This window comes from Desulfotomaculum sp. 1211_IL3151, from assembly GCF_036763075.1.
Classification (GTDB): domain Bacteria; phylum Bacillota; class Desulfotomaculia; order Desulfotomaculales; family Desulfotomaculaceae; genus Desulfotomaculum.
The window spans coordinates 12,752-35,605 of sequence record NZ_JBAIYV010000026.1 but is presented as its reverse complement, the minus strand read 5'-3'; the positions used below and the strand labels follow the sequence as shown (position 1 = coordinate 35,605).

Here is a 22,854-nt window from a genome sequence, read left to right as displayed (position 1 = left end):
CCCTAAAGGGCACAGACAAGCGAGCCTTAGCTTTTCTTAATAATATGATCTTTAAAATCTTATATTTCTGCCAGTGTAAGAAATGCGACAGAGAGATTGATCTCCCTGTCGCACAGTCTAACGGTAATCTATAAAATTTATTTCTGTCGCTGCATTTGTTCACGGATATCCTGCCAACGGGATCGAGCCATTCTGCTGAAAACTGGATAGCTGTTAGCTGCGGGATGGTTGGTAACGGAATGAAACCACTTGACTGCCCCCCCAAAATCACCACTTCGGTATGACAGATCCCCAATTAAATACATCATACGCAATTCCTTTTTGGCGTCTGATGAAGTCTCCCTTTCGTAGGCTCGTCTCATAAATTCTAAGGCCCGCAGCAGGGACTGATCTTCATTATTTTTATTGCCCTGATAACGATAAAGCCAGCCCAAGCGAAGGTATAAAGAACCCTTCACAGAATCCTTGGCATTTCTTAGTTCCTGACAAACAATGGCCTTATTATAAACCTTAATGGCTTGGTCGAGGGTTCTCAGGCCGCCGTATTGCGCCCCATCCTTAGGCCAGTTGGCTAAGATCGTGTTGATTGTGGTTTTTTCCTGTTCCGAGAGGGCTTTGTTTGTTTCCTTCGTAAAGGAAAAGCCACAATAACGACAGACCATAACATCATAAAATACCGGGTTAATGCCTGTGTAATGGGCACAAAGATCACTGTCCTGCTTTTCTACCACAATGTATCTAGTTTTAACTTCAGGATGCATAAATTCTTGTCCACAATTCGGGCAAGTTACTTTTACCTGGAAGATCATATCTTCATTAATTTGCATAATATTCCTCTCCAAAAAACATGATACCTATATTATAGCAAATAACTGAAACGGATTGGTCAATTTTAGTCATTCGCTTTTAGCCTAATTACCGGACTACCATAAACCTATGGCATCCCGAGCGATAGCGACGGATCTTTCCTTCATTAGATAGGTTAACGCCAAGATCCTTCACTGTCCCTCAGGGTGACACAAAGTTTTCCTTCTTTGCTGATGCCGCTAACGGCTAATAGCTGCCGGCTAAAGGTATCTTCTCGCACCTAAATATCGCCCGCTAAAAAAATGATCATTAAAGGAGGTAACCGTTACTCCTTCTTTACTGCGGGCATTGATAAATAAACCATCCCCCTGGTATATCCCGACATGTGAGGGACCCGGCTCAATGGTAGAGAAGAACACCAGATCCCCCTCTGTAAGTTCCTCTTTTTGCACAGGCTTACCTACCTTAAACTGATCCTGACAATCCCTGGGTAGTTGGTAGCCATTGCTGAAATAGGCCATATAAGTAAGGCCAGAACAATCAAAACCCCGCACGGTCATGCCCCCCCAAAGGTAAGGAGCCCCGGCTAAGAGTCCTGCGGCCATTAATACACCTTTGCTTTGGCCAAATCCACCCTGGGGCATCATGTTCGTGGCATCCTTGTCTAAAAATGCATACTTTTTTCCCGGTAAGACAACCCTTAATCTTTGGTTTTCCTGTCCCACCACCGGCAATATACTTCCCATAAATAACGTACAAAAACGATCGCTGGTGCATAAGGGGTGACGGCTTAATCCGGCCGCAGGCTTAGTAACCTGTATGGCTACAGCTTCCTGGGGCCACTTTGAGAGACAGAAATGATCCACCTTGCCCCAGCCGGGGGAACCGTCGTGACATTGTAGATGAAGCCAATCCCCCTCAACACCCATAACAAGGGCTGGCCACCCCATTAACTGTTGAGTAACCAGGGGAACCCCTGCCTCAGGTTGTTCCAAGATATCAGCCACAGACACCGACGTGATTACAGTGGTCCCCACTTCTACCTCTCTGAGATCCATCATAGAATCATCCCTCTGCCCTTTTATTACACAATATTCGGCAGTTTATTTGGTTATGCTCTCTACAACATAATTTCCAAAGTCCGGTTGACCCTCTATCAATTGCATGAGTTGAAGAAATCCAGCAGTGGCCCCGGGGTCACTGCTTAATTTGCCCATTGCTGCTTGCTGCGCTTCTTCATTCTCCCAGATAGAGATCACCACAAACTTATTACCGTTCCCTTGAGACCTAGCCACATATCCATGCACCAGTCCTGGTTGATTATTTAAACATTTCATATGTTCCTGGATGACGTTCCGAAGTTCATCCCCGTGACCTTCCTGGGCTTCAAATTTTCCAAATGTGATAACTTGCATCATAATCCTCCTCTGAAAGCTGGTTTTTGTTGTAATACGAACTGGTAAATACCTTCATATTTTTCCACCCAATATGCCGCATTAAACTTAAGAACGGCATGGTTCCTGGCATTGAGCGACATCTTTTCCTTTAAATCCTTATTTTCCAATAACAGTAAGGTGTATTTGGTCATTTCCGCCACATTTCCCACCTCTGTGAGAAAACCCACTTGACCATGCTCGACAACCTCTGGAATCCCCCCGGATCGGGAGGCCACCACAGGAACACCGCAGGCTAAAGCTTCCAGTGCCGCTAGGCCAAAACTCTCACAACTGGAGGGAAATAACATGACATCTGCCAATGCCAAAATAGGTGCAACATGATCCACCTGACCAAGGAAGGTAACTTCCCGAACCAAACCTAAATTTTGTGTAAGCTTTTGTACCGCAGGCATATCAGGACCATCACCGATTAGGACTAACCGAGCCCTGCGTTTTTGCCTTACTTGGTTAAAGACATGAATCACATCAAGCACCCTTTTGAGCGGTCGAAAATTTGATATATGTATGATGATCCCTTCATCTTCATTGGCAAGAAGTTTCCGTTCCATTCCCCGGGAGGGTCGGAAGGCCTCCGTATCAACAAAATTATAAAAAACGGGTAGTTCCTTTGTATAATTAAATGTTTTACGAGTTTGTTCAGATAAAAAATTAGAAACCACGGTAACTAAATCACTGACTTCCAAGCTATAGCGGGTAGTCTCATAAAACTCTTCGTGGGCCCCCACCAGTGAGGTATCGGTACCATGCAGAGTGGTAATAAGCGGAATATATTGACCAAGAATTTGCCTGGCCAAATGTGCCCCTAGGGAGTGAGGTACTGCATAATGGGCGTGCAGCAGATCCAATTGGCAGCTCCTTAATACCTCTACTGTTTTATTCACTTGACTAATAAAATAAGGAGGAACCTCAAAAAGTGGGTGATGAAAGGCTCCTACCTCATGGATAAAAATATTTTTTTGATAATTTCTCAGGCGAAAGGGATGACCGATGGAGATAAAATGAACCTGATGTCCTTTAGTGGCTAAGTTCTTCCCTATTTCTGCAGCTACCACACCACTTCCCCCGCAGGTTGCATGGCATAGTATACCGATGTTCATTACTACACCCCCATTAAGAGAGAAGGATCCTTCACTGCCAAAGGAGCGGTTGTAATAAATCCTTCACCATACATACATCCTGTTCGTGCACCATAAAAGCGATCTCTACTTTCAATTATGGAAAGCATACTCCCAGGACCAGTATTTAAAAAGGTCTGTTGCTCCCTGTCTTTGCCAAATTGTGTTTGGTGTGCCTTAATGGCGGCTCTTTTTATCTCATAAAAGGGACTCACATCCACAACAAACTGTGGTTCCACTGCCGTGGACAAAAAATAATGCCAAATATATTTAGCACGATGGGGTGGTAAATGCGGGGCAATCCTTTTTAACCCTGCATCAAAATTAGCCTCAGCCGTTAATTTTGCAGCATTTACATGATCAGGGTGTCGATCCTCCCAATAGGGACAAATAATTAATTGGGGTTTGCTCTCACGAATCAATGTCACCAATGCTTGAACGTTCTCTTTTATCAAGGCAATATCCCGATCGGGCAAACCTAAACATTTGCGCCATACTGCACCCAGCATCAGGGCCGCCCTTTGTGCCTCTTGGCGGCGCTCCTCTACCGTGCCATTTGTTGACATTTCACCCGCGGCAAGATCAACAATCCCTACCCTGATTCCCTGGTGAACAAACCTTGCCACTAAACCCCCCGCCCCCACCTCGACATCGTCTGGGTGTGCCCCAATTGCCAATACATCGATCTCTATAGTTCACCAACTCCCTTTGCCTAAAGTTATTCGGTAGTTAGTTAAAAATTCCTTGCACCTAAAAATAATAACACGGCTGAATTTCCGTGCTGTAAGCGGCACCAAGGATAAGCAATTAAATGTTATCCGAGCGGCAGCAAAGGATCTTGGGTATACCCTTTATACTTCACTACCGCTCAATGACAAAGACGGATGGTTAAACGCAGGTTAACAAATAGCCGCTTGCTGCCGATAATTCCTGCTTCGCCAGGAACGGTAATCAATATCCGGGAAAATATTGTTTTGCCACTCCAGGTGAGCTACAAATCCTTCATCAATCCGGCAGTATTTTATTTCATTATAGAGCCTTAAAAAATTCGCTAAATGCTGTTTTGTTCTGCGTATGGCGTAAGAAACCATGGTACCAGTGGAAATAATAAAGGCCCAGTCGCTGCTTTGTGCCAATAAAAGCTCCCTCGCCGCCTGGTTTAAGGCCCGTCGCAGATTTCCTTCGGCCTGTGGAAACATGTCGGCCAATTCTGTCATGCGATCCGCCGCCATGTGCAGGTGGCGATAAATCCAATGATTTTTTTCATTTAACCAGACTTCGTTATAACCAGCACTACCCCAGGTGGATTGACAGGGTATGGTTACTTGATTACTGGTATACTGGCGCAGGTAATCGGAGGGGGTAATTAATTTAACCGTCGGGTTACCGGCCATCTTTCGGATCAAGAATTCCAGCCAACTGGGTCCTTCAAACCACCAGTGACCAAATAACTCTGCATCATAGGGTGCCACGATGATCGGCTGTCGTTCCATTAAAGAGGCTAGATGCTCAATTTGCTTCTCCCTGTTAAAAAGAAAGTTTCCTGCATGTATTTCTGCCTTCCGCATAGCCCAATCAGGGTAATAGGGCTGTTTGTCAGACAGATCTACCCTGCCTGTAATACGGTGGTACTTCAAGCCGGTATGAGTCCTTATCCCATCCGGGTGAATGTATTCCTTTATATAATCAAAATCAAGATCATAGCCAATATCACGGTAAAATTCACGGTAATCCGCATCGCCAGGATAACCCTCGTCAGAACTCCAAACCTGTTTGGAACTTTCAATATCCCTGGCAAAGGCCGCAACCCCGGTGGGACAAAAAATTGGTGCAAAATTGCCAAAGCGGGGGCGGTGATAGGCATATAATAATCCATGGCTGTCGGTAAAAAAATATTTCAGTCCATACTCCTTTAAATGCTCATCCACACCGGGACTATAACCGCATTCCGGTAACCAAATGCCTTCCGGTGCACGACCCAAATGTTTTTTATGTAAATTAACCGCAGTTTCAATTTGGGCCCTGACAGCTTCTCGATTCGTCATCATAATCGGTAAGAACCCATGGGTGGCAGCACAAGTAGTAATTTCCAAATGCCCATTTTCTTGTAACTGCCTAAAGGCATTCATCAAATTACAATTATTTTCATGAACAAAAATATCATAGGCCCGTTGGAACCTTCTCTTATACATTAAAGCTGCACTGTGAAAGGGTGTACCATCGGTACGGGCTTCTTCCTTTTGGGCCAGTTCCATTAATTTATTAAGATACCGAATATATCGTTCCTGTAATAATGGGTCCGTAAACATCGATAACAAAGGCGGCGAAATAGAAAAAGTTAAACGGAAGGGTATATTTTCATAGGATAGTCTATTAAACACATCGACCATAGGAATATAGGTTTCCGTTAAGGCTTCATAAAACCAATTTTCCTCCAGGTATTTTTCGCTTTCCGGATGTCTTACATAGGGTAAATGCGCATGCAATACGATTGACAAGTAACCCTTTGCCAAGGAACAAACCCCCTTTAAGAATTATTATGTTTTTTTGAACTACACTCTGGGGATTCAATTCCCATATCAGTCAGCATAGTCGAGCTAAAACCATAAAAAATGCGTTTATTATAAAGTTCATCAATCCCCACCCACTGCTCATCCGTACGTTCCGAAATCGATGCCCGGGGCGTTGACACCGTGTTGGAAGTCAGCAATTTAATATATCTGCCGTCGGCTAATATACGTCCTAACTCCAGGAAAAAGCTGTGTTCCGGCTGACCAACCTCCACAAACCAGTTATCCGCAAAGGGATCCGGGCTAATCTCCTGCCAACTGCAAGGGTCATCCTTTGTCGTGCCAGTAATGTCATAAACCCGAAGCACTTGTTTGGAGGTTTGCCAGGCTTCTTCCCCATACAAATGGATAAACTCCTTTATTTTTCCGTTGCTTACCTCCCAGTAGGAATATAACCAATTGGGATCCTTGGCCACTGCCACCAAGCGATTGACACCATAATAATGGGGTATAAATGGATCTTCTTCGATATGAGATACCGACTCAGCTGATTTTATAGGGGAAATCTCCTGGGCAAATTCTTCCTCCCGATTTCTTTGCGGTAACTCAGGTTTTTTCAGGACATCGGCAGTTTTGTCGAATCGAGGTAGTAAGAAAAAAACCAATGCTGCCAATGCTAGGAGTACGGGGAACGAAATCCAAAAATTGTCCATTTTCTTTACCCTCCTTGGCAAAATATTACATGCAAACGTTAACCCCTTTTATACTAAAAAGGACGGATTGAGGAAATTTTAAACCTAAAGCGAGACTTCACTTAGTATTGCCCAGCAAAATTGCCTTTATAATTTTTCATCACTGGTTATAAATGACTGATTATGATAAAGATTGCCTTACTGGGGGTTTTTTATGTTAGATAACAATAATTTTAAAAATATTTGGGGCATAACCGATGTAATATGGGTATTTATTTTTCGTATAGCCCTGGTCTACCTGTTTGCTAAGCTCGTACTGCCTCTTGTGCCGGGGATTTCACCCCGGCTGGTGGAAATTTTGGATCGGCTGATTTTGATAAGCCTTACTCTTTATTTCGTATCCAGGAAAAGCAGTATTGCTAAGCTTGGACTGCATTTTCGGGATTTAGGCAGACAGGTTGTTTTTGGGGTTGTGGGAGGGGTTCTGCTTTTTATATTAGCCGAAGGTAGCCAGCGTGCTCTGGTTGCTTTTTTGGCTGCGGATATCGGTACCAATCCTTTGGTAAAAGCCACTGCTGACGCCAAAAGACCACTGGATTTGCTTTGGCCACTCTTTATCGGAGGTATTTTGGTACCCTTTGCCGAGGAGATCTATTATCGAGGTATGGCCTTGCAAGCCTTTGCCAAACGCTGGGGTTGGCTGTTTGGTATCGTCATCAGCGCTCTCTTCTTTTCCTTGGCTCATTTAAGCGGCATTTGGTTTGTCCAAATAGCCGTGGTGGGAGCCGGTCTAGCCGCAATATATTATATCACCGGCTCCCTCTTGCCCGGCATCATAGCACACGGTCTGGTCAACAGTGCCCGGCTGATTATGGTATACCTTGGCAGTTAAAGTGCTGGAAACACCCCTGTTGATGTGTTATTATCTCTAGGAGAGGTTAATCAAGAACGGTACTAGCAGGGGAACCAGAGCAGTTAATATGGAGCCGTTAATAAATGCAATGACGGCCATATCTGAGCCAGTGGCTTTGGTAATCAATGGTAAGGTGGTATCCATGGTGGTTGCACCACCGGGAGCCACTGCTGAAAGTCTGCCAATATGCCGGGCCACCAAGGGCACAGTAATAAAGGTTAGTAATTCACGGGCCACATTGGTAATGAATGCTAAGGTTCCAGTTTCCACATTATATATCTCTGTTAGTAAAACACCTGATAAGGTGTACCAGCCAAAACCTGCACCGATGGCAGAAGCCTCATTGAATGGCAACCCTATGAACAAGCCAGTGATAGAGGCCCCGGCAAGACTTCCCACAGCCACCAGAAGGGGTAACAATACGATGCGCCAGCCCATATTCCACAGCCTAATCCAGACTTCCTTCTGACGGCCAAGGTCAATACCAATGGCAAAAAGCAATAGGTAAAGGGCGGTTGTGGTAACCCCACCCATGTGTTGTACATATTGTTCTGGTATTATCCAATTTCCCAGGGCTATGCCCAGCACCACAGCACCCAGTATAATCCAGGTCATGGTATTATTCACTTCCTTCACTATTCGGACGACGTAATTGACGGTTGATCTGGTTTTCTGCCAAACGAACAAAGAAAACACTGCCGATAATGCTGCCGAGTGCTAAAAGCAGTGCTTGATATCCCATACGACCCAAATCAGCCAGTAATTTATCATTGGCACCCAACTGAGCACCCATGGTCAATAGCATGATAATAAGACAAAGGGTTGTAAACTTGCCAATTGTCTTTGAGCCGAGAGCCAATATATTTAAGTGCCCCACAAGTACACCCAGGGCCACCGCAACTAGTACTGGAACCAATATCATCACCCCCTGTCTAAAATAACAAACAATAATACTTTAGCACGCCAGGAAAATCCTGGTCAATCATTTATCTAAAGGAGGAACCTACATGTATCAAAACCCCAGCGATGAAAGAATTAAGGAGCTCTTAACCCAGTGCAAAACCATTGCCGTGGTTGGTCTCTCGGACAAGCCCCATCGGGATAGCTATAAGGTGGCCCAATACCTACAGCAGCATGGTTATCGGATCATCCCTGTACACCCAAGAATAGCCGAAGTTCTGGGCGAAAAGGCTTATAAAACCCTGGCGGATATTCCTTACCAGGTGGACATGGTCAATGTATTTAGAAAGAGTGAAGATACCCCCCCGGTGGTAGAGGAAGCGCTCCCCTTAAAACCCAAGGCTATTTGGCTTCAACTAGGTATCTCGAATGATGCTGCGGCACAGCTAGCCACCGCTGCCGGGCTAGAATTTATTCAAAACCTATGCATTAAGGTTGATCATTGCAGGCTTTTTCCCGATGACAAATAGGGTAGAACAAATCCTTGGCCGTTTGGCCAATACCTATCCCAATGCCAGCACAGATTTGAAATATCGCACACCCTTTGAATTGCTGGTGGCGGTAATCTTATCCGCCCAAAGCACGGATGCCCAGGTAAATAAAATCACCGCCAAGCTTTTTGAGAGGTACAATACGCCGGAAGCCATGGCTGCCTTAACACCGGATGAACTGGCAGAACATATTAAGGGTTGCGGACTCTTCCGAAACAAAAGTAAATTTCTTGTGGCAACCAGCCGCCTGCTGGTGGAAAATTACCACGGAGAAATTCCTCAAAATCGTGATGAATTAGAAAAACTGCCCGGTGTGGGCAGAAAAACAGCAAATGTCGTTTTAGGAGTCGCCTTTGGACATCAAACCTTTCCGGTGGATACCCATGTTCAACGCTTGGCCCATCGCCTGGGTCTTGCCTCTGGTAAAACACCGGAACAAGTTGAAAAAGAATTATGCGGGAAAATACCGCCCGAATTGTGGCAACCCTGCCATCACTGGCTAATTCAGCATGGCAGAAAGGTTTGTGATGCCCGCAAACCCCGCTGCTGCCAATGCCCTTTAGTTGATCTTTGCCCAACGGCTCCTAAGAAAGAGGAGATTTCATGCACATCGTTTTAGTAGAGCCGGAAATTCCAGCTAATACCGGCAACATTGCCCGTACCTGCTCGATCACTGGTGCCAGCCTGCACCTAGTAGAACCCCTGGGTTTTTCTACCGATGATCGTTATTTAAAAAGAGCCGGTTTAGACTACTGGCATTTACTGGACCTACATTATCACAAAAGCTTTGCCGCCCTACAGCAGCAATATCCCGAGGGATGCTTCTGGTATTTTACCACCAAAGGCGGCAGACCTTATCACCAGGCATCCTTCGGAGAAAATGATTTTCTTGTCTTTGGTAAAGAAACTGCCGGGCTACCCAAGGAGCTTTTAGCAGCTAACCCGGACCATTGCTTAAGAATCCCCATGTTAGGGGAGGTACGGTCTTTAAATTTATCAAACTCCGTAGCCATCGCCATCTTCGAAGCCCTCAGACAGCATAACTTTCCGAACATGACATAATGCCACCCTGCCGGGTGGCATTTTAGCTTTGGCTTTAAACGAAGGACTAACGGCTAAGGGCTAACTTTACTTTCTCCAGTGGCAATTCCTCGGCCTTTCCTTGAACCAGCTCCGCATTGCCGCCGCCTTTACCTTTGAGGATCGGCCATAGTTCCGTTGCTAAGGTATTCATGGCAGTTGTTACCTCCTGGCCCCTGGCAAGTACAACATCAAAGGGTCCCGTTCCACCCAAAAGTACAGCTACTTGTTTAGGCTGATTGCACCAGGCGGCAGCTATGCCACGCAGCAGATCCATATCCCCTTGGGGAAAATACTTCAGCAAAATCCTTGTCTCACCTGTAAAAAATGCCTCCGCTGCTAATTCCTCTGCCATATATCGATACTTTAGGCCTAGCAATTCCTTGCGTTCCTTCTGGAGTTTCTTAAGTTCCGCCTCTCTCTTTGCCAATCTTCCAATGGCTTCACTGCCAGAAGCACCTATGACCTTCTCCAATTGTTGTAACTCTGCCAAAGTTTTGCCCATCCAGGTAATCGTTCTTGCGCCACAAATAAAGTATAGCCTCACATTCCCCCTAATTCGTTCGGTTTTTAAAATTTTACATGGACCAACTTCACCTGTACTCCTGGGATGAGTGCCACAACAGGCGTTTTCATCAATACCCGATATGATGACCAAGCGAACTTCCCTTTGATCCATCGGAAGTTTCTTTATTAAATCCTTACTAAGCTCCTCCCGCTGAAAACACTCTGTTTTTACCGGAATGTTTTCCATAATAATTCGATTAACCTCAAGCTCTACCGCTTGGAGAACCTCCGGTGAAATATCTCCCACTGCCAAGTCGATGGTGGAGATCTCACTTCCCAAATGAAAGCCCACTGTTTCCCAATGGTAATCACGTTCAAAAACAGCGGATAGAATATGCTGGCCATGATGCTGCTGCATATGATCCCGACGCATTTCTGCATCTACGGTCATTAAAACCTCCGCCCCTACAACAGGTATGATATCCCCTGCAATCCAGTGGACAATCCCCTCCGGCCTTTGCTCCACATAGATTACCTCATGGGAAGTGCGGCGGGCAACACAGACCAGGTTTCCCCGATCGGAGGGTTGGCCGCCACCCTCCGGGTAAAAGATGGTTTCTTCAAATAAAATACCGGTCTTTCCTTCTTCCTCGATAAACCCCTTAACACAAGTTCTATATTGCAGCAGGTAGGGATCCACCTGATATATTCCTGTCAAAGCTATCATCCCCTCTCCAGGATTGTGAACTATTGAACATACCTTTCGACAAAGTTTTGAAAATTCCTTGTTATCGCATTGTCAACTTTATTACATATAATAATAAAATGCGGCAGTGAGAACACCTCACAGCCGCATTATTCCAGTCTAGCTTGAAACGATTTGCCTGATCTTATGGGTATAGAAATGAGTTAATTCTTCTGCAATCTCCATGGAGTCCCCTTCGGTAAATATTCTACAGAGGGGTTCTTCGGGATCAGGTAAGACCAGAGCCCAACCATTATTATGATATACTTTAACCCCATCCAATAGCTCCATTTCATTGGCTTGCTCTTCGATTATGCTTCGAATAACCCTTCCTTTGGCTTCCCAGGGAACCTCCACCTCTTTTTGATTTAAAAAAAAGCTTGGTATTTCTTTCATCAATTCCTCCAGGGAAATACCTTCCCTGGCACAAAACTCAAGTATCTTGAGCAAGGCTAATAGGGCATCAAAATTCATTAAATAATGTTGCGCTGTCTCATTATTTAATATTTGATGATTCATGATCTTATTCAGAAAGTCTTGCTGTGAGGTTTTTGTACGAACAACACTGCCCCGGTACCTATGAGCCAGTTCATCGATGGCTTTGGGTGCCGTTACCGGCACAATAACAGGCCCGGCATTTTCTTTTAAAATGATCAGCGAAATGAGGGCTGTCAGCATCTCATCACTAATCACATTACCCAAGCCATCCAGCAGGATTAACCGATCGCCATTGGGATCAATAACTGCCCCGGCGACTCCGCCTTTATTCTGTACGGCTGTGGCCAAGTCTTGCAAATAATTCTCATACCAGTACCAATTCCTCGGTTCCTGCGGGGTCTGATCTACCTCCAGATTATCCAAGGTGATGCCTAAAGAAGCAAGTGTGCCGGCCACAAAGGGGTCTAAACTATGCCGGTCGTATAATAAAACCACACGTTGGCCAATCTTCTTAAAGGTCTCGGTATGAATACCCCCAAGCAAATGCTCCATATAGGAGTCTGCCACTTGAGGTATGGTGATAGGAGGCAGAATCCTTTGTACCTCTACTCTACGGACATCTTCCCTGGCCAAGGTGTTTTCTATCTTCCGTTCCTGGCCCCTGGATATGTTGCCGCCCCTTTCATTGGTAAAAAGCAGATTGATCTTATCCACCCACTTTGAACTAACCCTTACGTGAATACCTGCTTGACACTGGTTACTCTGTACCGCATACCGATGCATGGGGGTGGTTCCTGTGTTAAAATCCACCACTTCAATACCAGTGGACTGTAGGCCACAGGCCAGTGCCTCTTTGATCATCTGGGAGACAGCATAACGGTCACAGGATAACCCAATCCTGGTGCCAATCGGCATATTCGTACCAAAGGCCGCACCAACCCGGGTGGCAAATTCGGGAGTAATATCAATATTGGTTAGACCTGTGATTCCCTCAAGGCCAAAGAGACTTTTCGGCTTGGCAGTGCCCCAAACCAGGCTGCTTGCGACAGTTGCCCCTGCCTCCACCACTTTATCCGGCCAAAGTTTTACATCCGGCTTCAACAATGCCCGTTCTTTAATAATGGAGCCACTGCCAATGACAGCACCTTCGTATACCGAGGCATTGGCATTTATTTTGACGCTGCTCCCCAGTACAGCACCTCTCAAGGCTGATCCATGGCCCAGGTAAACATTGTCCCAAAGGACACTTCTCTTTACCGTAGCCTGTTCACCCATGAGGCAATTGTTACCAATGACCGAATAGGTATCGATCAAAGCACCCGAACCAATTTTACAATTATCCCCAATTAGTATTGGCCCTTTAATTTCAGCACCGGGCTGGATTTGTGTGTTTTCCCCCACCCAAACCCCCGGTGCCAATTGTTGGCCCGGTATATTTATGGATACCTTTCCAGTTAAACAATCTTGATGTGCCTGGACATATTGTTGCAGATTGCCAATATCACACCAATAGCCAGCTAAGGAAACGCCAAACAAGGGCTGTTTTTCTTTTAATAAAATAGGAAATAAATCTTTACTAAAGTCAAATTTTTGTCCTGGTTTGAAATAGTCAAGAACTTCCGGTTCTAAAATATAAATACCGGTATTAACCGTATCACTAAAAACCTCACCCCAACCGGGTTTTTCTAAAAATTGTGTGATCCTGGCTTCTTTGTCTGTGATGACTACGCCATATTCCAGTGGGATCGCCACTGGTGTTAAGACCAATGTGGCAATGGCACCTTTTTTTCGGTGAAACGCTATGGCTTTACTTAGGTCCAAATCCGTTAAGGCATCACCACTGATCACCACAAAGGTTTCATCGAGAAATTCCTGGGCATTTTTAACACTGCCAGCCGTTCCCAGTGGTACTTCCTCCACGTAATAACGCATAAACACCTCAAACTCTGAACCGTTACCAAAATAACCTTTGATGGCCTCGGGCAGATATTGTAAGGTTACTCCGATTTCGGATATGCCATGCTTTTTTAATAACTCAATTATATGTTCCATCATCGGGCGATTACATACCGGCATCATGGGTTTGGGCAGACCACATGTCAAAGGCCTTAGCCTCGTACCTTCGCCACCCGCCATAATAATAGCCTTCAAAGAAATCACTCCATTGTCTCGTGTATTTATTGCCTTACAACCTGGCCATATAGTTTAGTACGGTTAAATACTTTCCAAGGAGCCCCTTGGTCAGCATCTTTAACCTTCCGGTATTCCTCTAAGGTTTGCCGGGCAATGGTCTGCCAGTTGTATTTCTCAAGAACATCACGGTAAGCTGTTTTTTTCATTTGCTGGGCTGAGTTGTTATCCAATAAACAATGCAAAATACTGTCCGCCAATGAATTGGCATTGCCCGTATAGGACTTCATGCCATTAATCCCGTGTTGGATAATTTCCCCCAGACCACCATTATCCGATACCACCACCGTTGTTTGGGCTGCCATTGCTTCCAGGGCCACAATGCCAAAGGGTTCATAAAGGCTGGGAAAAACCGCCACGTCTGCAAAATGATATAAACTATTACGGGTCATATCATCCACGTAACCTGTGAAGTATACCTTATTGAAAACACCCATTTCCGCGGCTTTATTTCTTAAGTTTCCTTCAAAGGGTCCTTTCCCAGCTATCACAAATTTTGTATCGGGGTGGTAATGTAATATTTTAGGAATCGCTTCTATTAATATTTGGACTCCCTTTTCAGGTACCAACCGCCCCACATAATAAACAATTTTCTCTTGGGGATTTGCATAGGAACTTCGTTTTATGGGGCTTTGAGGGTTGTATTGAAACCCCTTTGGCTCAACCCCATTGGGTATAACATTTAATTTGTCCTCTGGAAGCTGAAAAATATGATAAAGCTGTCCCCGCATGTATTGACTGCAGCATATTACTCGCCAGGATTCATAGGTTAACCACCATTCAATATCACTAATGTGTCTTTGCAGATCATTGTGTAGTCCGTTATTTCTCCCCCACTCAGTGGCATGGATGGTAGCAATCAAGGGGATTTTATAGGAATGTTTACATACCTTTGCAGCATAGGCCACTAACCAATCATGGGCATGGATAATATCAATCTGATCCAATTCCTGAAACAATGAAGTGGCTTTTTCAATCATGGCCATATTCAATTGCATGACCCAGGTAATGAAGTCTGTAGAAGATACCTTAAAGGGGTTTACCCGGTAAACATGCACTCCGTTCACTTCTTCATAGGCTGGTGTATCAGGGTTGCCACGGGTTATTAAATGAATCTCCTGCTGCTGTTTTGCCATGGCACTCGTTAGATCATAGACATGCTGAGCCAACCCACCAACACTTAAGGGCGGGTACTCCCAAGAAAACATAACTACCCTCAATCTTTCACACACCCTTCGACAAATTAATAGTAGCTAGTATTTACCATTCGGATAGTTTTTATGACCTGACGGTAAAAGATTTGCGATCATCGATCCGCTTTTCAACAACCGGCGGCTCGCTATAGATTCTTAAAAACCCCTACCGATTTTTCGGTAGGGGTTTTTTATTAATGACAGTTCATGGTACCATTGTGAACCTGGAAAACCCAGTTTTTACCTGAATTATTATCCCAGTTCATGGCATTGTCATGGAAACAAAAACTAAACTGGGCATGAGCATCTGGCATGGTCAAGGTTTTGACAAAACCATAACCGGTTTTCGCCATTCTGTGATCATGAACAGCATTCCATTGATTGCTGTTGCCGAAACCACAGTGCAGGTATACCTCCTGAGCACCTTCCTTGGCTAACAGCCCATCGTAAAATACCAATATATCTTGTCCAGCAGTAATGGGTGTGGGATCCACCACCACACCTTGGGGGAATTGGGCTTCATGCATTTCCCTTAACCGATAGGCACCCATGGATGGTTCTCCAAAATTAGTTCTATTTGACATTAAAACACCTCCTCATTTACATTGGAAATCATCATTATTATCTGAAAACCCATCAATCTTTATTGGAGGTAATTATTATGACTTTGGGCAAAACCATCCATTTTTTCAAAAAACAAAACCACCCAAGGGTGGTTTTGTTTTACTTTCAAGCTTTCTACTAATCAAAATTAAACCCGCCGTATTTACGAAAATGAGGTGCCAATCCACCATCATTAAGAATTTTGATCATAACATTTGGTAATGGCTTTACGGCAATTTCAATATCCTTGGTCCGGTTAATGATGGTGCCCTGGGTCAGGTCAACATCCAGTACGTCACCTGGGTCAATTAGATCTGTGTCGCATTCCAGTACGGGTAAACCAGTGTTAATGGCATTGCGGTAAAAAATTCGAGCAAAGGATTTAGCTAAAACTGCACTGATATTGGCATGTTTAATGGCCAGGGGTGCTTGCTCCCTGGAGGAACCGCAGCCAAAGTTGCTGCCAGCAACGATAAAATCACCGGCAGTAACTTTATTGTAAAAATCGGGATCTAAATCCTCCATGACATGCTTTGCCAATTCATTCATATCGAGGGTCTTAAATTTATATTTACCTGAGATGATATAGTCGGTATTGACATCGTTGCCAAACTTATGACTTTTTCCTTGAAATTTCATCGGCTTCACCTACTTTACAAAGTCTCTGGGATCACTAATAACACCGGTCAATGCCGATGCTGCCACCGCAGCCGGGGAAGCAAGATAAATTTCGGCATTACTGTTACCCATACGTCCCTTGAAATTGCGGTTAGCCGTAGATATAACCGTTTCACCGTCCGAAGGAACACCATTATGGGTGCCTACACAGGGACCACAACCAGGTGTCACTATTGCTGCACCGGCTTCTACCAGTCGCTGAATGACGCCTTCTTCCATCGCTTCCAGGTAGATCTTACGGGAAGCGGGTGCCACAATAAATCGAACATCCGGGTGAATCCGTTTGCCGGCTAAAATTGAGGCGGCAATCCGCAAATCTTCCAAGCGTCCGTTGGTACAGGTTCCTAAGACCGCCTGTTGAATCGGTTTTCCCTTTACTTCAGACAAGGGTGCTACATTATCTACCCGATGGGGTTTAGCCACCTGAGGCTCCAGGTTGGAAACATCAAACTCCAGTACTTTATAGTAGTTGGCATCTTCATCTGCGGAAACCGCTGTAAACTCTTGATCACTATGAAGTTTAAGCCAATTATAGGTTTTTTCATCGGCTTCCATCAGACCAGCTTTGGCTCCCATTTCAATGGCCATATTAGCCACTGTAAAACGCCCTTCCATGGATAGGGCAGCAATGGCTTCGCCAGTGTATTCCGCCGCCATGTAGGTGCAGCCATCGGCAGTGACTTGACCGATCAAGTAAAGAATCAAATCCTTGGCATAGACTCCCTTGGGCAGTACACCATGGCAAACAAATTTGATTGTTTCAGGAACTTTAAACCACATCTTACCAGAGACCAGCCCACCAGACAGATCGGTGGAGCCAACTCCGGTGGAAAAGGCATTTAAAGCCCCATAGGTGCAGGTATGACTATCTGCGCCGATAACCAGACTGCCCGGACCAACCTTACCGCTTTCAGGAATTAGCTGGTGGCAAACACCTTCACCGATATCATAAAGGCGGCAGCCCTTTTGCTTGGCAAATTTCCGCATAATCGTATGCAGGGCAGAAACCCCTTCTAAGGGGCTGGGTGAACTATGATCTATGACCAAAGCAACCTTCTCTGGATCGAACAGTTCCTTCCCATCCATATTTTCATAGGCCCGAATAGCCAGTGGGGAAGTACCATCCTGCCCCATGACGAAGTCAACCTGGGCTACTACGATGTCATTGGCCTGGCAATCTTGGCCACTGTGGGAAGATAGTATCTTCTCAATGATTGTTTTGCCCAAATTAATCCCTCTTTCCAAAATGATCTTCGTATATATAAACCAGTTCTTTATCAAACAAGGTACGTTTTAACGATACCGCAGCAGAACGTATCTTGGGTAATAATTCCTCGGCCTGTTCCTTGGAAAGGTCAATGCCGTACTCAGCAAATTTCATTCTTAAAGAAGCACTGCCAGAGTGCTTGCCAATGACAATTTGACGCTCCAGGCCCACTTCTTCAGGTTGGAAAGCCTCGTAGGTTTTGGGGTTTTTGATTGCACCGTCGGCATGAATACCAGACTCGTGGGCAAACATATTCGAACCTACAATGGCCTTGCTGCAGTGCAGCTCACGACCAGAAGCCATGGCAACATATTCGGCCACTTCACGTAACATCTCGGTCTTAAAATTTAAGTCGATGTCATAGAGGTGCTTCAGGGCCATAACTACTTCTTCCAAAGGCGAGTTGCCAGCCCTTTCGCCCAAACCTGTAATCGTTACACCCACCCAATTGGCACCGGCCTTGACACCGGCAAAGGCATTGGCTGTAGCCATACCAAAATCATTGTGGGTATGCATCTCAACTTCAATATCCACTGCTTCTTTTAATTTTTTGATATTATCGTAACAGGTAAAGGGCTCTAAAATACCCACCGTATCACAATAGCGAAGCCTGTCTGCGCCGGCCTGTTTGGCAGCCTTAGCAAATTCAATCAAAAAGTCCATATCACTACGGGAGGCATCCTCTGCGTTAACAGATATATATACCCCTTCTTTTTTGGCAAACTCTGTGGCCCGAACCATGTGCTCAAGTACCCATTCACGGCTGGTTTTTAGTTTATGTTTAATGTGAATATCCGAGGTGGAAATCGAGATAGCCAAAGCATCCACACCACAGGCCAAGGAATCTTCGATATCCTTGATCACTGGTCGGTTCCACCCCATAATGCTGGCCTTTAGGCCCAGCTTGCAAATTTGTTTAATGGCCTCTTGTTCATCCCCACCCATGGTTGGAATGCCCGCTTCAATCTGGTCAACACCCAGCTCATCAAGAAATTTCGCTATGCGTACTTTTTCCTTGTTTGCAAACACCACGCCGGCGGTTTGTTCGCCATCACGCAGTGTAGTATCGACTATCCATATTTTTCTTTTATCCATTTAAGAAACACCTCCAGCTCCAAGTCAAACTATGTTGTTAATCTTATCATAAATGACACGATTATGGGTATTCAGAAGTGGCATTTATACTGTATACATTCGGATTTTCTGTTTATAGGTATATTCTGCTTTTTTTTAAATTTTCCTCTTCATTTCTTCTATTTTTGCCTTGTAATTATGTTTTGTTTTTTAGTCACTTTATTTGTACAGTTTCTTTATGTTGTTCTGTTTTTTAGACAGTAGATTTAATTTGGTTCGTACTTCTTCTACGATAGTTTTTCAAGGAGAATTCGATTAACCAGTTCGGGATTCGCTTTACCCCTGGTGGCCTTCATGACTTGCCCCACCAGGAAACCAATGGCTTGGGTCTTACCGGCTTGATAATCCTGTACAGATTTAGGGTTGGCAGCGATAACTTCTGCCACCACAGAAGCAATGGCACCTGCATCCGAAATTTGCACCAGACCCTTTTCCTGGACAATAACTGCCGGGTCCTTGCCAGAGTTGAACATTTCTTCAAAGACAGTTTTAGCGATTTTGCCGCTAATGGTTCCTTGGTCCATAAGTTTTAACATTTCAGCCAACCTGGCTGGTTTTATTTTGCATTGGGTGATATCGATGCCGCTGGCATTCAAAAGACGGCTTAGATCCCCCATCAGCCAGTTGCTAATGACCTTTGGATGATCATAGTATTTGATTACCTCTTCAAAGTAGTCAGACATTTCTTTGGTTAAGGTGAGGACAGAGGCATCATATTCCGGCAGCCCATATGCCTGCATATAGCGTGTGCGACGCTGGTCAGGAAGTTCCGGCAAGGATTCACGAATAAAGTCAATCCACTGATGATCCAGCACCAAGGGTACCAGATCGGGGTCAGGAAAATAACGGTAATCATGGGCCTGCTCCTTACTGCGCATGGAAATGGTCATACCCTTGGCCTCATCCCAGGTACGGGTTTCTTGAATAACCTTACCCCCGGAATTTAATACTTTAATTTGCCTTTCTACTTCAAATTCCAGGGCCCTTTGCAAGGCCCGAAAAGAATTGAGGTTTTTTATTTCTGCCTTTGTGCCAAATTCCCTTTGGCCTACTGGACGAACCGAGACGTTGACGTCACAGCGCAGGCTGCCCTCTTCCATACGACAATCGGACACCCCGGTGTATTGAATAATGGCCTTCAGTTTTTCCACATAGGCCCGGGCTTCCTCCGAAGACCTCAGGTCCGGTTCAGAAACGATTTCAATGAGGGGCACACCGGTACGGTTGTAATCCACCAGGGAATAGGGTGTGGTTACAATATTACCCTGGTGCACCAGTTTGCCGGCATCCTCTTCCAGATGCAAGCGGGTAATGCCAATACGTTTTTCCTGGTCGCCCACCTTGATATCCAAGTAGCCATGCTCGGCAATGGGCAGATCATACTGGGAGATCTGATAGTTTTTTGGCAGGTCCGGGTAATAGTAATTTTTTCGGTCGAATTTAGAAAAGCTGGCCACTTGGCAATTTAAAGCCAAAGCTGCCCTAACCGCATATTCCACAACCTTTTTATTGAGGACCGGCAGCGTTCCAGGCAGGCCTAAACACACCGGGCAAGCATGATGGTTGGGCTCACCGCCAAATTCGGTGGTGGAGTTGCAAAAAATCTTAGTGTTCGTTTTTAGTTCAACATGTACTTCAATGCCAATAACGGTTTCATAGGTCTTAGTCAATGGCTTATCCCCCTATAACTGGCCGGAGCCTAGTATAATCAGAGTTTTGCTCCAAGGTGTAGGCAATCCTTAACAGGGTTCCTTCAGCAAAGGCTTTCCCCATCAGTTGCAGGCCCACAGGTAAATCATTGGCTAAACCACAGGGAAGGGAAAGGGCTGGAATACCTGCCAAGTTCACGGGTATGGTGCAAACATCCTGTAGATACATTTGAATCGGGTCATTAACCATGGCTCCTATTTTAAAAGCCGTGCTGGGAGATGTGGGTGATAGCAAGGCATCGTATTTGGTAAAGGCCTGATCAAAGTCTTGTTTGATCAAGGTTCGTACCTTTAAAGCCTTGAGGTAGTAGGCATCGTAATAACCAGCGGAAAGGGAATAGGTACCCAACATAATCCGACGTTTTACCTCGTCACCAAAACCCTGGCTGCGGCTGCGCATAAACATGTCCACCAGGTCGTGGGCATCTTTCACCCGATAGCCGTAACGCACCCCATCGTAGCGAGCTAGATTTGAGCTGGCCTCAGCGGTGGCAATTAGGTAATAGGCTGGCATGGCGTAATCTGTATGGGGCAGACTGGTTTCCTCCACAAAGGCACCCAATTCAGTTAGCTTTTCAATGGCTGCATTAATCTTTTCCTTCACCGGATGGTCAATGCCATCCGCCATGTATTCCCGGGGTACACCAATTTTCATCCCTTTAATATCATTTATTAGATACTGAGTATAATCCGGTTGCTTGATATTGGCAGAGGTACTGTCCATGGGGTCATGGCCGCAGATCACATTCAGAACCTGGGCCATATCGGTGACATCCCGGGTAAAGGGTCCGATTTGATCCAGTGAAGAGGCATAGGCTACCAATCCATAGCGAGATACAGCGCCGTAGGTGGGTTTCATGCCCACCACACCACAAAAGGCCGCCGGCTGCCGGATGGAACCACCGGTATCAGACCCCAGGGAAACAATGGCCTCTCCCGCTGCCACAGCGGCGGCCGAACCACCGCTGGAACCACCGGGAACCCTGCCAATATCCCAGGGGTTGTGCGTTAAATGAAAGCCGGAGTTTTCGGTGGAGGAACCCATGGCAAATTCGTCCAGGTTGGTTTTCCCCACCAGCACCATATCTGCTGCCTGGACCCTTTGCACCGAGGTGGCTGAGTAGGGGGGGATGAAATCTTGCAGTATTTTGGAAGCACAGGTGGTACGAACACCCTCGGTACACAGGTTGTCTTTGATGGCAATGGGGATTCCTGCCAGGGGGCCAATTGGTTCCCCGGCGGCAATTTTCTTGTCCACCTGCCGGGCCTTTGCTTCGGCCTGATCCCTGGTCAGGGTAAGATAGGATTTTACTTTATCTTCAACCTGTTCAATACGCTTAAAAACAACCTCGGTTATATCCAAGGCGGAAATGTCTTTTTTTAATAACATTTGTTGAAGTTGGTGAGCGGTGAGTTGAAAGAGCTCCAAATATCTCCCTCCTATTTCTTAAACAATTTTCGGTACCTTAAAGAAGTTTTCTTCCTTGTCCGGGGCATTGGCCAGGGCTTCTTTGGGGTCAATATGTTGGCCAATTTTGTCTTCCCTAAAGACATTTTGAAGGGGGAGAACGTGGGCGGTAGGAGGCACATGATCGGTATTCAGTTCCTGTAATGCCTTGGCAGCATCCAGGATTTTATTTAATTGCCGGGTGTACAGCTCTTTTTCTTCTTCCTCTAATGCCAGCCGAGCCAGCAAGGCCACATGCTCAACATCTTTTTTACTAATCAATCAAGAACACTTCCTTTGCTCAAAACTGTTAAGTATTATACCAAGTTTTTCAAATAAAACGCAATATAACCATAAATTTGAAATCTTTTAAATTTAAAATTAGCTGTTATAATATTGGAATTGGGGTAATCTAGTTTTAGGTTTTATATTTTTTTAAAGGAGGCATGCTTATGCACGAGAAAAAGGTTATTCGTACTGACAAAGCCCCGGCTGCCATTGGCCCTTACTCCCAGGCCATTTCTTTTGGCCCTTTTATCTTTACATCCGGCCAAATCCCCTTTGACCCTGCCACTGGCAATCTGGTTGCCGGTGACATTCAGGATCAGACTCGTCGTAGCCTGGAAAACGTCAAGGCTATTTTGGAGGCCGCCGGTGCCCGTATGGATCAAGTGGTGAAAACCACTGTGTTTATCAAGGATATGAATGATTTTGAAAAAATCAATGAGATTTACGCTGAGTACTTCCCCAATCCCTCTCCTGCCCGCTCCCTGGTGCAAGTTGCCCGTCTACCCAGGGATGTTGGAGTAGAAATTGAAGTAATTGCTGCACCAGGCCATGGACATGGCCATGGACACGCCTCAAGCGGCGACGGCGGTTGTGGCTGCGGTGGAAAATAGGCTGAACAAAGGACATGCC

At 45.4% G+C, this 22,854-nt stretch carries 24 protein-coding genes; 5 read left to right on the top strand and 19 right to left on the bottom strand.

Annotation, left to right across the window (positions count from 1 at the left end; translation table 11 throughout):
- Nucleotides 1–137: 137 nt before the first annotated feature.
- The 7 genes from V6C11_RS05830 to V6C11_RS05800 all read right to left on the bottom strand — a co-directional run bounded on the left by V6C11_RS05830 (nucleotide 138) and on the right by V6C11_RS05800 (nucleotide 6,602).
- Nucleotides 138–827 carry a DUF2225 domain-containing protein gene (locus V6C11_RS05830; protein ID WP_333530166.1) on the bottom strand — a complete coding sequence of 230 codons (690 nt, stop codon included), beginning with the start codon at nucleotides 825–827 and terminating at the stop codon, nucleotides 138–140.
- Between the two features lie 240 nt (nucleotides 828–1,067).
- On the bottom strand, nucleotides 1,068–1,868 hold the full coding sequence (locus tag V6C11_RS05825; RefSeq protein WP_333530165.1) for a C40 family peptidase: 801 nt from the start codon (nucleotides 1,866–1,868) through the stop codon (nucleotides 1,068–1,070).
- Nucleotides 1,869–1,910: 42 nt separating this feature from the next.
- Nucleotides 1,911–2,222: a putative quinol monooxygenase gene (locus V6C11_RS05820; RefSeq protein WP_333530164.1), complete on the bottom strand. Its 312-nt coding sequence runs from the start codon at nucleotides 2,220–2,222 to the stop codon at nucleotides 1,911–1,913.
- Nucleotides 2,222–3,361 carry an N-acetyl-alpha-D-glucosaminyl L-malate synthase BshA gene (gene bshA, locus V6C11_RS05815; protein WP_333530163.1) on the bottom strand — a complete coding sequence of 380 codons (1,140 nt, stop codon included), beginning with the start codon at nucleotides 3,359–3,361 and terminating at the stop codon, nucleotides 2,222–2,224. The genes V6C11_RS05820 and bshA overlap by 1 nt, the downstream gene beginning before the upstream one ends.
- Nucleotides 3,362–3,363: 2 nt before the next feature.
- A complete protein-coding gene (gene bshB1, locus V6C11_RS05810; protein ID WP_333530162.1) occupies nucleotides 3,364–4,056 on the bottom strand; it encodes a bacillithiol biosynthesis deacetylase BshB1 in 693 nt (230 codons plus the stop codon).
- 222 nt (nucleotides 4,057–4,278) lie between these two features.
- Nucleotides 4,279–5,892 carry a glycoside hydrolase family 57 protein gene (locus tag V6C11_RS05805; protein ID WP_333530160.1) on the bottom strand — a complete coding sequence of 538 codons (1,614 nt, stop codon included), beginning with the start codon at nucleotides 5,890–5,892 and terminating at the stop codon, nucleotides 4,279–4,281.
- Nucleotides 5,893–5,906: 14 nt separating this feature from the next.
- Nucleotides 5,907–6,602: a DUF4912 domain-containing protein gene (locus V6C11_RS05800; RefSeq protein WP_333530159.1), complete on the bottom strand. Its 696-nt coding sequence runs from the start codon at nucleotides 6,600–6,602 to the stop codon at nucleotides 5,907–5,909.
- Nucleotides 6,603–6,795: 193 nt separating this feature from the next.
- On the opposite strand from V6C11_RS05800, the gene V6C11_RS05795 reads away from it, so the two are divergent.
- A complete protein-coding gene (locus V6C11_RS05795) occupies nucleotides 6,796–7,473 on the top strand; it encodes a CPBP family intramembrane glutamic endopeptidase (protein ID WP_333530157.1) in 678 nt (225 codons plus the stop codon).
- Between the two features lie 36 nt (nucleotides 7,474–7,509).
- Here the strand turns inward: V6C11_RS05795 and V6C11_RS05790 are convergent, their stop codons facing one another.
- Nucleotides 7,510–8,109 carry a lysine exporter LysO family protein gene (locus V6C11_RS05790; protein WP_333530155.1) on the bottom strand — a complete coding sequence of 200 codons (600 nt, stop codon included), beginning with the start codon at nucleotides 8,107–8,109 and terminating at the stop codon, nucleotides 7,510–7,512.
- A gap of 4 nt (nucleotides 8,110–8,113) precedes the next feature.
- Complete coding sequence (locus V6C11_RS05785; protein WP_333530154.1) at nucleotides 8,114–8,410, bottom strand: LysO family transporter; 297 nt, start codon at nucleotides 8,408–8,410, stop codon at nucleotides 8,114–8,116.
- A 91-nt stretch (nucleotides 8,411–8,501) separates the two neighbouring features.
- Here V6C11_RS05785 and V6C11_RS05780 point away from each other — a divergent pair, with 91 nt between their 5' ends.
- From V6C11_RS05780 to trmL, 3 genes are read left to right on the top strand one after another with little or no spacing between them, the layout of a single operon-like run.
- Nucleotides 8,502–8,924 carry a CoA-binding protein gene (locus V6C11_RS05780; RefSeq protein ID WP_333530153.1) on the top strand — a complete coding sequence of 141 codons (423 nt, stop codon included), beginning with the start codon at nucleotides 8,502–8,504 and terminating at the stop codon, nucleotides 8,922–8,924.
- Nucleotides 8,914–9,564, top strand: coding sequence for an endonuclease III (gene nth, locus V6C11_RS05775; protein WP_333530152.1), 651 nt, complete (start codon nucleotides 8,914–8,916; stop codon nucleotides 9,562–9,564). Before V6C11_RS05780 ends, nth begins: the two co-directional genes overlap by 11 nt.
- On the top strand, nucleotides 9,549–10,007 hold the full coding sequence (gene trmL, locus V6C11_RS05770) for a tRNA (uridine(34)/cytosine(34)/5-carboxymethylaminomethyluridine(34)-2'-O)-methyltransferase TrmL (RefSeq protein WP_333530151.1): 459 nt from the start codon (nucleotides 9,549–9,551) through the stop codon (nucleotides 10,005–10,007). Before nth ends, trmL begins: the two co-directional genes overlap by 16 nt.
- Nucleotides 10,008–10,053: 46 nt before the next feature.
- Here the strand turns inward: trmL and V6C11_RS05765 are convergent, their stop codons facing one another.
- The 10 genes from V6C11_RS05765 to gatC form a co-directional block, all read right to left on the bottom strand.
- A complete protein-coding gene (locus V6C11_RS05765) occupies nucleotides 10,054–11,250 on the bottom strand; it encodes an alanyl-tRNA editing protein (protein ID WP_333530150.1) in 1,197 nt (398 codons plus the stop codon).
- A gap of 147 nt (nucleotides 11,251–11,397) precedes the next feature.
- Nucleotides 11,398–13,866, bottom strand: a complete 2,469-nt coding sequence (locus V6C11_RS05760) for a mannose-1-phosphate guanyltransferase (RefSeq protein ID WP_333530149.1) — start codon at nucleotides 13,864–13,866, stop codon at nucleotides 11,398–11,400.
- A 26-nt stretch (nucleotides 13,867–13,892) separates the two neighbouring features.
- The gene (locus tag V6C11_RS05755; protein ID WP_333530148.1) at nucleotides 13,893–15,113 is read right to left on the bottom strand and encodes a glycosyltransferase family 4 protein; all 1,221 of its coding nucleotides are present in this window, start codon (nucleotides 15,111–15,113) and stop codon (nucleotides 13,893–13,895) included.
- A 179-nt stretch (nucleotides 15,114–15,292) separates the two neighbouring features.
- Nucleotides 15,293–15,682 (bottom strand): carbohydrate-binding protein, encoded by a 390-nt coding sequence (locus V6C11_RS05750; protein ID WP_333530147.1) that lies wholly within the window; start codon nucleotides 15,680–15,682, stop codon nucleotides 15,293–15,295.
- A gap of 157 nt (nucleotides 15,683–15,839) precedes the next feature.
- Complete coding sequence (locus tag V6C11_RS05745) at nucleotides 15,840–16,340, bottom strand: 3-isopropylmalate dehydratase small subunit (RefSeq protein ID WP_333530146.1); 501 nt, start codon at nucleotides 16,338–16,340, stop codon at nucleotides 15,840–15,842.
- A 9-nt stretch (nucleotides 16,341–16,349) separates the two neighbouring features.
- Nucleotides 16,350–17,606: a 3-isopropylmalate dehydratase large subunit gene (locus V6C11_RS05740; protein ID WP_333530145.1), complete on the bottom strand. Its 1,257-nt coding sequence runs from the start codon at nucleotides 17,604–17,606 to the stop codon at nucleotides 16,350–16,352.
- A gap of 1 nt (nucleotide 17,607) precedes the next feature.
- Complete coding sequence (gene nifV / locus V6C11_RS05735) at nucleotides 17,608–18,741, bottom strand: homocitrate synthase (protein ID WP_333530143.1); 1,134 nt, start codon at nucleotides 18,739–18,741, stop codon at nucleotides 17,608–17,610.
- A gap of 266 nt (nucleotides 18,742–19,007) precedes the next feature.
- Entirely contained in the window at nucleotides 19,008–20,450 is a 1,443-nt protein-coding gene (gene gatB / locus V6C11_RS05730) for an Asp-tRNA(Asn)/Glu-tRNA(Gln) amidotransferase subunit GatB (RefSeq protein ID WP_333530142.1), read from the bottom strand.
- 4 nt (nucleotides 20,451–20,454) lie between these two features.
- The gene (gatA, locus tag V6C11_RS05725; protein WP_333530141.1) at nucleotides 20,455–21,918 is read right to left on the bottom strand and encodes an Asp-tRNA(Asn)/Glu-tRNA(Gln) amidotransferase subunit GatA; all 1,464 of its coding nucleotides are present in this window, start codon (nucleotides 21,916–21,918) and stop codon (nucleotides 20,455–20,457) included.
- 18 nt (nucleotides 21,919–21,936) lie between these two features.
- A complete protein-coding gene (gene gatC / locus V6C11_RS05720) occupies nucleotides 21,937–22,218 on the bottom strand; it encodes an Asp-tRNA(Asn)/Glu-tRNA(Gln) amidotransferase subunit GatC (RefSeq protein ID WP_333530140.1) in 282 nt (93 codons plus the stop codon).
- Between the two features lie 170 nt (nucleotides 22,219–22,388).
- Between gatC and V6C11_RS05715 the strand changes: the two genes are divergently transcribed.
- A complete protein-coding gene (locus V6C11_RS05715; protein ID WP_333530139.1) occupies nucleotides 22,389–22,835 on the top strand; it encodes a RidA family protein in 447 nt (148 codons plus the stop codon).
- Nucleotides 22,836–22,854 lie beyond the last annotated feature (19 nt).

Excerpts from the sequence above, each read along its gene's own strand:
- V6C11_RS05830 (WP_333530166.1), bottom strand. The coding sequence starts at position 827 with ATGCAAATTAATGAAGATATGATCTTCCAGGTAAAAGTAACTTGCCCG.
- V6C11_RS05825 (WP_333530165.1), bottom strand. The coding sequence starts at position 1,868 with ATGATGGATCTCAGAGAGGTAGAAGTGGGGACCACTGTAATCACGTCG.
- V6C11_RS05820 (WP_333530164.1), bottom strand. The coding sequence starts at position 2,222 with ATGCAAGTTATCACATTTGGAAAATTTGAAGCCCAGGAAGGTCACGGG.
- bshA (WP_333530163.1), bottom strand. The coding sequence starts at position 3,361 with ATGAACATCGGTATACTATGCCATGCAACCTGCGGGGGAAGTGGTGTG.
- V6C11_RS05800 (WP_333530159.1), bottom strand. The coding sequence starts at position 6,602 with ATGGACAATTTTTGGATTTCGTTCCCCGTACTCCTAGCATTGGCAGCA.
- V6C11_RS05795 (WP_333530157.1), top strand. The coding sequence starts at position 6,796 with ATGTTAGATAACAATAATTTTAAAAATATTTGGGGCATAACCGATGTA.
- V6C11_RS05790 (WP_333530155.1), bottom strand. The coding sequence starts at position 8,109 with ATGACCTGGATTATACTGGGTGCTGTGGTGCTGGGCATAGCCCTGGGA.
- V6C11_RS05780 (WP_333530153.1), top strand. The coding sequence starts at position 8,502 with ATGTATCAAAACCCCAGCGATGAAAGAATTAAGGAGCTCTTAACCCAG.
- nth (WP_333530152.1), top strand. The coding sequence starts at position 8,914 with ATGACAAATAGGGTAGAACAAATCCTTGGCCGTTTGGCCAATACCTAT.
- trmL (WP_333530151.1), top strand. The coding sequence starts at position 9,549 with ATGCACATCGTTTTAGTAGAGCCGGAAATTCCAGCTAATACCGGCAAC.
- V6C11_RS05755 (WP_333530148.1), bottom strand. The coding sequence starts at position 15,113 with ATGTTTTCTTGGGAGTACCCGCCCTTAAGTGTTGGTGGGTTGGCTCAG.
- V6C11_RS05750 (WP_333530147.1), bottom strand. The coding sequence starts at position 15,682 with ATGTCAAATAGAACTAATTTTGGAGAACCATCCATGGGTGCCTATCGG.
- V6C11_RS05745 (WP_333530146.1), bottom strand. The coding sequence starts at position 16,340 with ATGAAATTTCAAGGAAAAAGTCATAAGTTTGGCAACGATGTCAATACC.
- nifV (WP_333530143.1), bottom strand. The coding sequence starts at position 18,741 with ATGGATAAAAGAAAAATATGGATAGTCGATACTACACTGCGTGATGGC.
- V6C11_RS05715 (WP_333530139.1), top strand. The coding sequence starts at position 22,389 with ATGCACGAGAAAAAGGTTATTCGTACTGACAAAGCCCCGGCTGCCATT.